A 13,071-nucleotide genomic window follows, 5' to 3' on the forward strand; every position below is an offset into this window, starting at 1 on the left:
CTGAAGGGGCCGCGTTCGATATTTCCGGCGCTGTTCCATCGCCGTTCCGCCGCCGAGGCGCGACGCATCGACGACATACTCGGCATCATCCGTCTCGGCGACAAGCGCGACGAGCTCGCAGCCAATCTCAGCCACGGCCAGAAGCAGTGGCTGGAGATCGGCATGCTGTTGGCGCAGGACCCGAAGCTGCTGCTCGTCGACGAGCCGGTCGCCGGCATGACCGATGCCGAGACCGAGGAGACCGCGCGCCTGCTCAAGGACATCGCGCGCGACCACTCGGTGGTGGTCGTCGAGCATGACATGCATTTTGTGCGCGAGCTCGGCGTCAAGGTCACCTGCCTGCATGAGGGCTCGGTGCTCTCGGAAGGCACGCTCGACTTCGTTTCGGCGGACGAGCGCGTCGTCGAAGTCTATCTGGGGCGCTGAGCATGGTCTGGCGGGTTCCGTTCTACCGTTTCGATTTCGCTTTTCTGAAGCGCTGGAGAAGGGGCTGAGCATGCTCGAAGTCTCCAATGCAACGCTTCACTATGGCGCCGCCCAGGCGCTGCGCGGCGTTTCGCTGAAGGCGGGCGCCGGCAAGATCACTTGCGTGCTCGGCCGCAATGGCGTCGGCAAGACCAGTTTGATGAGATCGATCGTCGGCCACCACCGGCTGACGAGCGGAAGCGTTGCCTTCGAGGGGAAGGCGCTCGACCGGAGCGCGGCGTATGACCGCGCCCGGTCGGGCATCGCATTCGTGCCGCAGGGCAGGGAGGTTTTTCCCCTGCTGACGGTGCGCGAGAACCTGGAATCCGGTTTCGCGCCGCTGCGGCGCGCGGACCGCAACATCCCGGCGCATGTCTTCGAGCTGTTTCCGGTGCTGAAGCAGATGCTTGGCCGCCGCGGCGGCGATCTCTCCGGCGGACAGCAGCAGCAGCTCGCCATCGGCCGGGCGCTGGTGATGCGGCCGAAGCTCCTGGTGCTCGACGAGCCGACCGAAGGCATCCAGCCGTCGATCATCAAGGATATCGGCCGCGCCATCCGCTATCTGCGCGACCAGGCGGGGATCGCGGTGCTTCTGGTCGAGCAATATCTCGACTTCTGCCGCGAGCTAGCCGACGAGGTCAACATCATGGACCGCGGCCAGATCGTGCATACGGGTCCGGCGGAAGACCTCGACAGGGCGGACGTGCGGAAGTTCCTCACGGTGTAACTCGCGTCGTCGTCATCCTTGGGCGAAGCAAGGAGCGAAGCGACGCGGCGCAGACCCAAGGGTCCATTCCGTGAAATTGGCCGAAGAGTGCTGCGCTACAGAATAGGTTCTTTGCGCAGCGCCATTCCAAATTCTGCACCATCAGTAACGCTTCCAAGTAACGGCATGGATCCTCGGGTCTTCGCTCCGCTTCGCGTCGCTGCGCCCAAGGATGACGAAGTGTTCGACGGCTCTGGCGCGCTCAATACTCCATGCTAGTCTTTCTTGGCCTTGGTGAGTCGGCCGCTTTCCGTGCCAGTCGCGAATGAAGGGGGAAGGCGAGGACACTGCCCGCAAGGTCCACGCAAGCAAGTCCGCTTAGCTTTCCCCGCAGTGATTGTCGGTCAATGCGTCCAAAAAAGACTTTTGCCAGGGGATGGCGATGGAACGTTTTGTCGAGGACTATCAGAAGCGGCGCCTCACGGAGCGCGTCGATATCATGACCGCGATCAACATCCTGATGTCGCAAGGCTATGACGAGGATGATCTGCTGGGCGAAATGACCAAGGTTTTTTATGTCGACCTTGACGCCTTCAACGACGTGATTGCTCACCACTGAGAGTGAGCAGGAGGCCCCGAAAAGGTCATCCGGCGAGGCGGAAGTCCAGGACGCGATTGCGGCCGGCGCGCTTGGCGGCGTAGAGCGCCTTGTCGGCGGCGCTGAGCACTTTGTCGAAGCTCATGCCGTCCGTGCTGCCGAAGGCGAAGCCAGCGCTGACCGTGCAGCACAGCGGGCCGGTTTCGGTCTCAATCGTGCGTGCGGCGAACGCGGCCCTGACACGTTCGGCAGTTGCCCCAGCCACCTCGGGTAAAATACGCCTCAACACCATGGCAAATTCCTCGCCGCCCATGCGCGCGACGGAGTCGCTCGGGCGCAGATCGGCGCAAAGCACTTCGGCAAAGGCCCTCAGCACTTCGTCGCCGGCGGCATGACCGAACTGGTCGTTGATCGCCTTGAAGCCGTCGAGGTCGAACACGACCACAGCGGTGAAGGCGCTGACCGGCGTCTTGCCATGCAGGTCGAACAGAGCGCGGCGGTTGAGCAGGCCGGTCAAGGCATCGGTTTGCGCCTCGCGCTGATGGTGGCGGGCGAGCCGACCCTGGTTGAGCGCCAGCGACAACGCGCCGATACCGGTCATGGAGGCGATCACGATGACGAGGCTCAGGTCCTCCGCCCAGTTGCTCGGCGCGTGACCGAGAACCAGTTTGCCATCCCACGCCAGCACGGCCGCGCACAGCACGAAGGATGCCGCGGTCAGTGAATAGAGCAGCGACACGCCGATGAGATGGACGGGCGCCTCCGCGCGGCCCCGCCAATATTCATACGCCGTGCCGAACAGGAGCAGCGCGGCCAAGGCATTCTCCAGCATGAAGCCCAGGCCGTCATAGCCCAGCGCCATGGGCGGCAGCGCCAGGGCACAGGAAATGCCGACACCGAGCGCGATAAGCGGCAAGGGCGAGCGCCTGGTCCTGAACTGATGGGCAGCGCCCAGCATGACCGAGAAACCCAGCAGCAGCACCGCCAGCGTCAGCACGCCAAGGGCCGTTCCTGGCGTCTTGATATAGGCGTCGTAGGCAAAGACTTCGCACACCACGACCAGAACGCTGACTGCCCATGTCAAAAGGAACTTGTCGGAACGGGCGGCCATCCAGGTTCCGAACAGGGTGAGGCTGAGGCAAGCGGCGGAGAAGCCGACGGCCAGAAGCAGTGAGTTGTAGTCGAGCAGCATGCGCGTCCTTGCCGGCGCCAGGCTTCTGCAACCTGACGTAGGTCCATAATGGAGCAAGGAAGTATCGATTACGTTACGATCGCCGCGAAGATGCTAGGATTCCTGCGTTATAGGACCACTACCGACAATAGTAGGACAAGGCCGATCGCCATCATCACCAAACCTGGCCAATTCTGCGACAGGCCGAGAAAACCGAGTCCGCGCCGCCGCGGCTCCAATGTCGGGGCCGATGTTGCCAGGTTCGGCGTCGGACGAGGTGCTGGATCACTCAGTCGTCCGCGCCTCAGAGTGGCGCCTGCCATGTACACGATGCCTGCAATGGTAAGCAAGGCACCGAGGATGACGATCATCTTTCCTCGCTCCTTTCCAAGGCTGCAGGACTTGGCAAGCGTTCCCGAGGTGGGTGCGTTCCCGTTCCGACCTTCGGCAGCTGTTGCGACTTCGCAGCGGTCTCCCGCAGTCGGCGGCTGAGACAGAACGGTCAAGACGGCCGGCAGGTTCCGACAAGCCAACGGTCGATTAGCGTCGCGCGCCGAACAAAGCTCTGGCGTTTGAACAACGGTCGCTGTGGGGGGCCGCAGTTCTAGGCTGTCACCCGCTTCATCAGCGCCATGGCGCCGAAGGGTGCGCGCACCTTGCCTTCGGTGATGAAGTAGACGAACACGTCGCGCGGCTTGACCGGCGCATCGGTCTTGGGATCGGCGCGCGGCAGGTCGGCGGGCTGCTTGCCCTGCGCCCAGGTCTTCACCCGGCCCGCCCATTCGTCGAGACCTTTCGAAGTGTAGCAGTCGGGGTTGTCGTCGCTGCCGGTCTGCAGCCGGGCGTAGACGAAGTCGCCGGTGACATCGGCGATCGCCGGATACTTCGCGTGGTCGGCATAGACGATCGCGGCGTTGTATTTGCGCGCGAGCGCTGGAAACTCCGGCACGATGAAGCTGTCATGGCGCACTTCCAGTGCGTGGCGCAAAGGCACGCCGTCCTGTTTCTCGGGCAGAAGCTTCAGGAACGCTTCGAAATCGTCCGCGTCGAATTTCTTGGTCGGCGCGAATTGCCACAGGATCGGGCCGAGCTTGTCGCCGAGCGCGGCAACGCCGGAGCCGAGGAAGCGCATCATCGATTCGCCGGCCTCGCCGAGCACGCGGCGATTGGTGACGAAGCGGTTGCCCTTGAGCGAGAAGACGAAGCCATCCGGCGCGTCGTTGGCCCATTTGACGAAAGTCGGTTCCTTGAAGCTGGAATAATAGGTGCCGTTGACCTCGATGCTCGGCACCTGGCGGCTGGCATAGTGCAGCTGCTTGGCCTTGGCGAGCTTCTCCGGATAGAAGGAGGTATCCCACGGCTCGAAAGTCCAGCCGCCCATGCCCGAGCGGATCGTTCCTTGGGCAGTCATCGTCTTCTTCCTCCGTTTGAACCTGCGATCAGGCTGCCCGGTCGACGGGCTTCACCATGTCGACCAATGTCCATCCTGGTCTGTATGGATTGGCGCGGCGACCCGTTTCACGATAGCCGTACGCCGCATAGAGCGCGATGTTCCGCGCCATGCGCGAATTGGTGTAGAGCCGCACTTCCGGCACTCCCCATGACCGGGCCTGCTTGTCGGCGAAGTCGAGCAATCTGATGCCGAGCTTCCTGCCCTGGAAGACCGGCGAAACGGCGATGCTGAAGATCATGGCGTGGTCCGCATGACGCTCGAGCACGATCAATCCGGCGAGCGTTGAGCCTTCTTCCAGCAGCCAGACCTCGCCGCGCTCGATGCGCGGCGCATGGTCCTCGGTGACCGGGATCGGCGGCGCGTCGAAGATGGCCGTGTAGGGCGCATAGGCTTCGGTGGTCAGCGCGACTATGCCGGCGAGATCGTCGGGGCGGGCCAGTCTCATGATTGGTCGACTCCGGCAGCGCTCGCGACAACCTTCTGCATCCCGGCAGCTATGGCCGCGACGGTATCGAAGCGGCTTTCGATGGAGATCAGGCCGCTACCTGCCATCACTCGGCCGCTTCGCGTTTGCCTCCGGGGCGCCGCTCAAGAAGCTCCTTCAGGAACTGGCCGGTATAGCTGCGCTTCTCGCGCACGATCGCTTCGGGCGTGCCTGATGCCACAAGCTCGCCGCCGCCGTCGCCGCCCTCGGGGCCGAGGTCGAGCACCCAGTCGGCGGTCTTGATCACCTCGAGATTGTGCTCGATGACCACCACGGTGTTGCCCTGGTCGACCAGCTCGTGCAGCACTTCGAGCAACTTGGCCACGTCGTGGAAGTGCAGGCCGGTGGTCGGCTCGTCGAGGATGTAGAGCGTCTTGCCGGTCGCCTTGCGCGACAATTCCTTGGCGAGCTTGATGCGCTGCGCCTCGCCGCCCGACAGCGTCGTCGCCTGCTGGCCGATATGAATGTAGCCGAGGCCGACCTGGTTCAGCGTCACCAGCTTGTCGCGCACGCCCGGCACCGCCGAGAAGAACTCGACGCCTTCCTCGACGGTCATGTCGAGCACGTCGGCGATCGACTTGCCCTTGAACAGCACGTCAAGCGTCTCGCGGTTGTAGCGCTTGCCGTGGCAGACGTCGCAGGTGACGTAGACGTCGGGCAGGAAGTGCATCTCGATCTTGATGACGCCGTCGCCCTGGCAGGCCTCGCAGCGGCCGCCCTTGACGTTGAAGGAGAAGCGCCCCGGCTGATAGCCGCGCGCCTTGGCTTCGGGGAGTCCGGCGAACCAGTCGCGGATCGGCGTGAAAGCGCCGGTATAGGTCGCCGGGTTGGAGCGCGGTGTGCGGCCGATCGGCGACTGGTCGATGTCGATGACCTTGTCGAGGAACTCCAGCCCCTCGATGCGGTCATGCTCGGCCGGATGCTCGCGCGAACCCATGATGCGGCGCGAGGCCGCCTTGAACAGGGTTTCGATCAGGAAGGTCGACTTGCCGCCGCCGGATACGCCGGTGACCGCGGTGAAGGTGCCGAGCGGGATCTCCGCCGTCACGTTCTTCAGATTGTTGCCGCGCGCGCCGACCACCTTGATGCGCCGGTTCTTCTTGGCTTCGCGGCGCACCGCCGGCGTCGTCACTTCGAGCTCGCCCGACAGGTACTTGCCGGTGATCGAGGCGGGCGTCGCCATGATCTGCTGCGGGGTGCCCTGCGCGATGATCCTGCCGCCATGGATGCCGGCGGCGGGGCCGATGTCGACGACGTAATCGGCATGCAGGATGGCGTCCTCGTCATGCTCGACGACGATCACCGTGTTGCCGATGTCGCGCAGATGCTTCAGCGTGTCGAGCAGGCGCGCATTGTCGCGCTGGTGCAGGCCGATCGACGGTTCGTCCAGCACATAGAGCACGCCGGTGAGGCCGGAGCCGATCTGCGAGGCGAGACGGATGCGCTGGCTCTCGCCGCCGGACAACGTGCCGGAGTTGCGCGACAGCGTCAGATAGTCGAGGCCGACATCGTTCAAGAAGCGCAGCCGCTCGCGGATCTCCTTGAGCACGCGCACCGCGATCTCGTTCTGCTTCTCGTTGAGCTGCGCCGGCAGGTCGGTGAACCACTGGTCGGCCTTGCGGATCGACAGCTCGGTGACTTCGCCGATATGCTTACCGCCGATCTTCACCGCCAGCGCTTCCGGCTTCAGCCTGTAGCCGTTGCAGGCGGGGCAGGGCGTGGCCGACATGAAGCGCTCGATCTCCTCGCGCATCCAGGCCGATTCCGTTTCCTTCCAGCGCCGGTCGAGATTGGGGATCACGCCCTCGAAGGTCTTGGTGGTCTTGTAGGAGCGCAGGCCGTCATCATACTGGAAGGTGATCTCGCGCTCGCCGGTGCCATGCAGCACGGCTTCTTTAGCCTGCGCGCTCAGATCCTTGAACTTGTCGCCGAGCTTGAAGCCATAGGCTTTGCCCAGCGCTTCAAGCGTCTGCGCGTAATAGGGCGAGGTCGACTTCGCCCACGGGCTGATGGCGCCGTCGCGCAGCGAGACGTTCTCGTCCGGCACGACGAGGTTGGGATCGATGGCGCGCTGGCTGCCGAGGCCGTCGCAGGTCGGGCAGGCGCCGAACGGGTTGTTGAAGGAGAACAGCCTCGGTTCGATCTCGGGAATGGTGAAGCCGGACACCGGGCAGGCGAATTTTTCCGAGAACAGGATGCGCTCATGCGTCTCGTTCTTCGACTTGTTGACCGAGTCCTCGCCGGTCAGGCTGGCATCGAGCGGCCTGTCGGCGAATTCGGCCACAGCCAGCCCGTCGGCGAGCTTCAGCGCCGTTTCCATCGAATCCGCGAGCCTGGTCGCCAGGTCCCCGCGCACGACGATGCGGTCGACCACCACGTCGATGTCGTGCTTGTACTTCTTGTCCAGCGCCGGCACGTCGGCGATCTCGTAGAAGGTGCCGTCGACCTTGACGCGCTGAAAACCCTTCTTTTGCAGCTCGAGCAGTTCCTTGCGGTATTCGCCCTTGCGGCCGCGCACGATCGGCGCGAGCAGATAGAGGCGGGTGCCTTCGTCCAGCGCCAGCACGCGATCTACCATCTGGCTGACGGTCTGGCTCTCGATCGGCAGGCCGGTTGCCGGCGAATAAGGAATGCCGACGCGCGCGAAAAGCAGGCGCATATAGTCGTAGATCTCGGTGACGGTGCCAACCGTCGAGCGCGGGTTGCGCGAGGTGGTCTTCTGCTCGATCGAGATGGCGGGCGACAGGCCGTCGATCTGGTCGACATCCGGCTTCTGCATCATCTCCAGGAACTGCCGGGCATAGGCCGACAGGCTCTCGACATAGCGGCGCTGGCCCTCGGCATAGATGGTGTCGAAAGCGAGCGACGACTTGCCGGAGCCCGACAGTCCAGTCATGACGATCAGGCTGTCGCGCGGCAGGTCGAGATCGATATTCTTGAGATTGTGTTCGCGCGCCCCGCGAATGGAAAGATATTTATGGTCGGCCATCGCCGGTCGCCGCCTCAGATCTGGAATTTGCTGGATTGGGCGGGTTTGTCCCGGCCATCCCCTATGTAGGTATTTTTGCCGCCACGTCGAGAGACGCCACAATCTCGACGGAACAAGCCGATCATGGGTTTAACCGCCTTTCGCGCGAGCGGGCAAGCGGAAAGAACAAAGGCCGAACACGCTCCTGACAAAGCGTTGTGGAAACAGTTGCGTTGATCACCGTTCAACTGTCGTTCGAAACGGTGTGGAGACAAGTGCCGCCTATGCCGCCTTGTTGATCCACAGAGCCGCTTGGCTTACCCGCACGTAACCTCCAACCGATCACATTTTTCCGTAACCGGCTATTCAACGGTTGACGTCGCGGACCCAGGGGAGCAGTCTCCAAGGCGTCAACGAAGCCGGCCGTCTTTCGATGGCCTCGCCGCCCAACAGGCGGCCTGCGAGACGCCGCAGGCGATAGCGATTAGCGCTTCGAACGACATTGTCGCAACGGACCCAGGAGCGGAGCATGACGCCACCGGACAGTCCCTTGAGGCTCCACACGGAGATGGAGCCGCGGCGGGCATAAGTGCCAGGGCAGACTTGAAACGCCAGCCCGACAAACCGTGACTTGCCGATTCCCTACAATCAGAGACCATAGTCGGATCGTCGGCTGAATGCCGCGTTGCATCCGAAACAGAACGCCGGCAGTCCACTCCCGGCTAAAGTTGGATTTCAGATCCATGAAGCCCCATCCGTCTGCACAGCAGGGATGGGGCTTACATTTTTGCGATCATCCAGGTTCGCCGTCGGTCGGAGACTCCCCCAACTTCGTCATCCTTGGGCTAGCGACGCAAAGCGGAGCGAAGACCCAAGGGTCCATGCCGTTACGTCAGCCGACGAGCGCAGCGGAGCAGAATTCTGAACCGTGGCAGCACGTTGAAGTCACGGCATGGATCCTCGGGTCTGCGCCGCGTCGCTTCGCTCCTTGCTCCGCCCGTGGATGACGAAAACGCGCTTCGGTCGATCGCTGCTAAATCAGTGGTTCGGCGGCTTCATGCCGCCCGTCGCCATGTCGACGGTGATGCTGCCGCCGATCCTGACATCGGTGTTGCCGATCTTGAACGAGCCGTCGCTGCCGGCGGGCTGCGCGTCATCGGGCTCCGGCTGCGGCGCCGGTTTGGCGATGCGATAGTCGCCGCTGACGCCGGGCAGTTTCTGCGACGGGCTGTCGTCGGCCAGCGCGGTGCCGGCCATCAAGGCGCCGGCAAGAGCGGCGAGGGCAGCACATAAATGAACGGACCTGATCATGCGCGGACTATAGGGACGCGGCTGGAGTGAGGCCAGACGCGCGGCGATCAAATTGCCGCGCGTCTGGCCCGCGATGTCAGGCGGCCTTCTTGCGCGTGTCGTAGACGTGGTCGACGAGGCCCCAGTCCCTCGCTTCCGCGGCGCTCATGAAGTAGTCGCGGTCGAGCGTGCGCTCCACTTCCTCGTAGGTGCGGCCGCAATGCCTGGCGTAGAGCTCCGTCATATGATGCTTGGTGCGCACGATGTCCTCGGCGTGGCGCTGGATGTCGGAAGCCTGGCCCTGGAAGCCGCCTAGCGGCTGATGCAGGACGATCCTGGTGTTGGGCAGCGCGATGCGGCGTCCCGGGGAGCCCGCCATCAGGAGAAACGAGCCCATCGAGGCGGCGAAGCCCATGCAAACCGTCGACACCGGACAGGAGATGTATTGCATCGTGTCGTAGATGGCGAAGCCGCTGGTCACCATGCCGCCGGGCGAGTTGATGTAGAGCGAGATCTCCTTGTCGGGATTTTCGGATTCCAGCGACAGAAGCTGGGCGCAGACCAGCGCCGAGACGTTGTCGTTGATCTCGCCGTTGATGAAGACGATGCGCTCGCGCAGCAGCCGTGAAAAGATATCGAAGGAACGTTCGCCGCGGCTCGATTGCTCGATGACCATCGGCACCAGATTGGCAATGCTCATGACGGGTTTCCTAGGTTCTATTTGATCAGGCAGCGCGCAACATCATGCACGGCGCATTGGCGGCGGTCGGGGTCTTGCGCGCATAAAGCGAGAGCCCGCAGCCGGCGCCCGAGACGGCGACCAGAGGCTGCGCTGCCGGCACGAAGCCGTCATGCACGATCCGAAGATGCGTGCCTCCGGAGGCTGTCCGGGCCAGCGTGAAGGTGACGATGCTTTCAAAGGCGGGAAGCTGGTCGGCATCCTTGTCCGCCGGCCGCTCGCGCCAGGAATAGCGCAGCAGCCGGCCGGGCTCGGCTTCCAGCACCTCGCATTCGATCGGCGCATCCGGTCCGGCAAAGGTGAAGCAGCTGCCAGCTTCCGCCTTGATGTCATTCGGCATCATCCAGGCGGCCAGCAGTTCCGGCTCGGTCAGCGCCCGCCAGACCTTTTCCGGAGGATCGGCAAGCTCGCATTCGAAGCTGAGCGGGGCTTCGTTGACCGTCGGGTTTTCGGTTGCCGTCATTGGTCCATTCCCTTCAGAACCGTCTTCAACTTCTCGATGCGTTCCGGCCAGAAGGCGCGGTAGCGGTCGATCCAGCCGAGCAGCGGGTCGAGCCCTTGCGGATCGGCTCGGTAATAGGCGTTGCGGCCGGCGCGGCGCTCGACCACCAAGCCGGCGCCGCGCAGCACGGCAAGGTGCTGCGAGACCGCCGGCTGCGACACGCTCATGCCGGCGCGCAGCTCGCTCACGCTCATCTCGCTGGCGGTCAGCCGCTCATAGACGGCGCGACGGGTGGGGTCGGCGAGCGCCCGGAAAATTTCTGCTTCGATCATGCGGAAAACATAAGTCGATACTTATTGATTTGGCAAGCGCTGTTTTTATGATGTCCAGCGCTTCACCGGATTCACGGCTCCGTCGAAGCTTGCTTCGAAGATCGGCGATGCGAGCACGGCATGGATGTGGAGCATGCCGGACCCAATGTTGCGAAAGCAATGCCTGCGATGCGCCGGGATGATCAGCGACTGCCCCGCAGTCAGTACTGCTCGCCTGTCTTCGATCCACATTTCGGCCTCGCCGGCAATCACTGTCAGCACTTCTTCTACCGAATGCGAATGGGTCGGCGCACCGGTTGCCGGTTCGACCCACTGTTCGAATATGCAAAGCTCGGCCGCGCCGTTGGCGGCGGCAACACGCATCCGCGTCTCCACTCCGGTCCGCCAAAGTTCGCGCGGCTGATCCTCATGTGTCAGGGTGTTCATTCGGAGATATCCCCTTTCGTTTCCCACACCAGGACACTACCTCTTGCTGACATTCCTTGACAGAAGCATCGGTTATGCTAGAACGAAAGAGGAACAAAAACCTTGTGGGAAAAGCCAGCCTTTACGGGCATGGGCGACCCTGAGGCTGTAAGGTGAGCGACTTAAAATTTGTTTCGGATGAGCGCGGAGAAGTACGATGGCGGGTAGCGTCAACAAGGTCATTCTGGTCGGCAATCTCGGGGCGGACCCTGAAATCCGCCGCCTGAATTCTGGCGATCCGGTCGTCAACATCCGCGTCGCCACCTCGGAAAGCTGGCGCGACAAGAATTCGGGCGAGCGCAAGGAAAAGACCGAGTGGCATAATGTCGTGATCTTCAACGATCAGCTCGCCAAGGTGGCCGAGCAGTATTTGAAGAAGGGTATGAAGGTCTATGTCGAGGGCCAGCTGCAGTCCCGCAAATGGCAGGACCAGACCGGCAATGACCGCTACACGACCGAGGTGGTGCTGCAGAAATTCCGTGGCGAACTGCAGATGCTCGACGCGCGCGGCGAGGGCGGCGGCGGCCAGGTCGGCAATTATTCCGGCGGCAGCAGCCGTGGCTCGGATTTCGGCCAGTCCGGCCCGAACGAAGGCTTCAGCCGCGGTGGCGGCGGCTCCAGGGGCGGTGGCGGCGGCGCGTCGCGCGAGCTGGACGACGAGATCCCGTTCTAAGCGTCTCGACATGATCGTTTAGGGGAAGGCGATGTCGCTCGGACCGCTTTCGTCGGCGCCGCCTCCCATTCCATGGCATGCCTTCGCGGCCTTTGCCGCTTTAGCCATCTATCCTTCGCCGGCAGTAGCCTTCATAGAGCGAGACAGTTGTGAGGGCTTCGGCCGGCGTAGGCCGGTTCTCGGAACCCGCCATTTTCGGCGCGGCCTGACCTGGATCTCAACAGGCCTTAGTGCGGACCGGAATTTCTCAAGGAAGAGCACCGTGAAAGCACGCGTCAAATGGGTCGAGGAACGCACCTTTGTCGGCGAATCCGGCAGCGGGCATAAGGTCGTGCTGGGCACGGCGCATGGGCCGGATGGCAAGACGCCTGGACCGAGCCCGATGGAACTGGTGCTGATCGGCACCGGCGGCTGCTCGGCCTATGACGTCGTGCACATCCTGGAGAAAGGCCGCGAGGCGGTAGAGGATTGCGTGGTCGAGCTCGACGCCGACCGGGCCGAGACCGACCCGAAAGTGTTCACCCGCATCCACATGCATTTCATCGTCAAGGGCCGCGCGCTCTCGCACGACAAGGTGAAACGGGCGATCAACCTGTCGATCGAGAAATACTGCTCGGCCTCCGCCATGATGGCGAAGACGGCGACGCTCACGCACGACTTTGAAGTGGTCGAGACGGCGGTGAAGTAGGGCAGTAGGGCAGTAGGGCAGTAGGGCAGTAGGTGGGTGCTTTCGCAGCCGCTTAGGCTGCCATCAGCGCCCTGACGCCGTCGGCCACGAACTGGACCGCCAAGGCCGCCAGGATCACGCCGAGCAATCTGGTCAGGATCGAGCGGCCGGTCTGGCCGAGGATGCGGTCGATGCGTTCCGACAGCACGAAAACCAGATAGGTGATGACGAGGCAGAGCATGATGATGCCGACCAGCGCGGCTTGAGCGGCAAAGCCTTCGAAATGCCCCGACAAGAGCACCGTCGCCGAGATCGCGCCGGGGCCGGCGATCAGCGGGATCGCCAGCGGGAAGGCGGCGATGTTGTGGATCATGTCCTTGGTGATGGCGACGTCGCCGATCTTCTCCTTGCGGTCCTGGCGGCGCTCGAACACCATTTCGAAGGCGATGAAGAACAAGAGAAAGCCGCCGGCGACGCGGAAGGCCGGCAGCGTGATGCCGAACACCGACAGGATCGAGGCGCCGGCAACCGCGAACAGCGCCATTACCAGAAAGCCGATCACCGAGGCGCGCACCGAGACCTGTTGGCGCTCCTCTCGGTTCATGCCGCGCGTCACCG

Annotated in this window: 15 protein-coding genes; 5 read left to right on the forward strand and 10 right to left on the reverse strand. The window is 63.3% G+C overall.

Translation table 11 applies throughout. The annotated features are described in order from the left end of the window. The 3 genes from EOA23_RS24065 to EOA23_RS24075 all read left to right on the forward strand — a co-directional run. A partial coding sequence (locus EOA23_RS24065; protein WP_127305979.1) for an ATP-binding cassette domain-containing protein occupies positions 1–426 on the forward strand: 426 nt, incomplete at its 5' end. Positions 427–496: 70 nt separating this feature from the next. Beyond that, the gene (gene urtE, locus EOA23_RS24070; protein WP_041000655.1) at positions 497–1,192 is read left to right on the forward strand and encodes an urea ABC transporter ATP-binding subunit UrtE; all 696 of its coding nucleotides are present in this window, start codon (positions 497–499) and stop codon (positions 1,190–1,192) included. Positions 1,193–1,613: 421 nt separating this feature from the next. Beyond that, positions 1,614–1,790, forward strand: coding sequence for a hypothetical protein (locus tag EOA23_RS24075; protein ID WP_126060673.1), 177 nt, complete (start codon positions 1,614–1,616; stop codon positions 1,788–1,790). 25 nt (positions 1,791–1,815) lie between these two features. Here the strand turns inward: EOA23_RS24075 and EOA23_RS24080 are convergent, their stop codons facing one another. The 9 genes from EOA23_RS24080 to EOA23_RS24125 all read right to left on the reverse strand — a co-directional run bounded on the left by EOA23_RS24080 (position 1,816) and on the right by EOA23_RS24125 (position 11,023). Then, positions 1,816–2,961, reverse strand: coding sequence for a GGDEF domain-containing protein (locus EOA23_RS24080; RefSeq protein ID WP_127305980.1), 1,146 nt, complete (start codon positions 2,959–2,961; stop codon positions 1,816–1,818). Between the two features lie 583 nt (positions 2,962–3,544). Next, entirely contained in the window at positions 3,545–4,351 is an 807-nt protein-coding gene (locus EOA23_RS24090) for a DUF72 domain-containing protein (protein ID WP_127305982.1), read from the reverse strand. 28 nt (positions 4,352–4,379) lie between these two features. Beyond that, positions 4,380–4,838, reverse strand: coding sequence for a GNAT family N-acetyltransferase (locus tag EOA23_RS24095; protein ID WP_127305983.1), 459 nt, complete (start codon positions 4,836–4,838; stop codon positions 4,380–4,382). Positions 4,839–4,944: 106 nt separating this feature from the next. Further along, entirely contained in the window at positions 4,945–7,866 is a 2,922-nt protein-coding gene (gene uvrA / locus EOA23_RS24100; protein WP_127305984.1) for an excinuclease ABC subunit UvrA, read from the reverse strand. A 1,017-nt stretch (positions 7,867–8,883) separates the two neighbouring features. Continuing rightward, positions 8,884–9,102, reverse strand: coding sequence for a hypothetical protein (locus EOA23_RS24105; protein WP_245474322.1), 219 nt, complete (start codon positions 9,100–9,102; stop codon positions 8,884–8,886). A 130-nt stretch (positions 9,103–9,232) separates the two neighbouring features. Beyond that, positions 9,233–9,856: an ATP-dependent Clp protease proteolytic subunit gene (locus EOA23_RS24110; RefSeq protein ID WP_281058764.1), complete on the reverse strand. Its 624-nt coding sequence runs from the start codon at positions 9,854–9,856 to the stop codon at positions 9,233–9,235. 4 nt (positions 9,857–9,860) lie between these two features. Next, positions 9,861–10,337 (reverse strand): SRPBCC domain-containing protein, encoded by a 477-nt coding sequence (locus EOA23_RS24115; RefSeq protein ID WP_127305987.1) that lies wholly within the window; start codon positions 10,335–10,337, stop codon positions 9,861–9,863. After that, positions 10,334–10,648, reverse strand: a complete 315-nt coding sequence (locus EOA23_RS24120) for a metalloregulator ArsR/SmtB family transcription factor (protein WP_126060682.1) — start codon at positions 10,646–10,648, stop codon at positions 10,334–10,336. Before EOA23_RS24120 ends, EOA23_RS24115 begins: the two co-directional genes overlap by 4 nt. A gap of 45 nt (positions 10,649–10,693) precedes the next feature. Beyond that, positions 10,694–11,023 carry a cupin domain-containing protein gene (locus EOA23_RS24125; RefSeq protein WP_348628578.1) on the reverse strand — a complete coding sequence of 110 codons (330 nt, stop codon included), beginning with the start codon at positions 11,021–11,023 and terminating at the stop codon, positions 10,694–10,696. 247 nt (positions 11,024–11,270) lie between these two features. Between EOA23_RS24125 and ssb the strand changes: the two genes are divergently transcribed. Together ssb and EOA23_RS24135 are read left to right on the forward strand one after the other, a co-directional pair. Beyond that, entirely contained in the window at positions 11,271–11,786 is a 516-nt protein-coding gene (gene ssb, locus EOA23_RS24130) for a single-stranded DNA-binding protein (protein ID WP_127305988.1), read from the forward strand. Between the two features lie 262 nt (positions 11,787–12,048). Further along, positions 12,049–12,474: an OsmC family protein gene (locus EOA23_RS24135; protein ID WP_127305989.1), complete on the forward strand. Its 426-nt coding sequence runs from the start codon at positions 12,049–12,051 to the stop codon at positions 12,472–12,474. Positions 12,475–12,526: 52 nt separating this feature from the next. Here EOA23_RS24135 and EOA23_RS24140 read toward each other — a convergent pair. After that, positions 12,527–13,071, reverse strand: a 545-nt coding sequence (locus tag EOA23_RS24140) for a MarC family protein (RefSeq protein WP_145966472.1), incomplete at its 5' end; no start/stop codon positions are given.

The sequence above is a fragment of the Mesorhizobium sp. M2A.F.Ca.ET.042.01.1.1 genome (assembly GCF_003997405.1).
GTDB lineage: Bacteria > Pseudomonadota > Alphaproteobacteria > Rhizobiales > Rhizobiaceae > Mesorhizobium.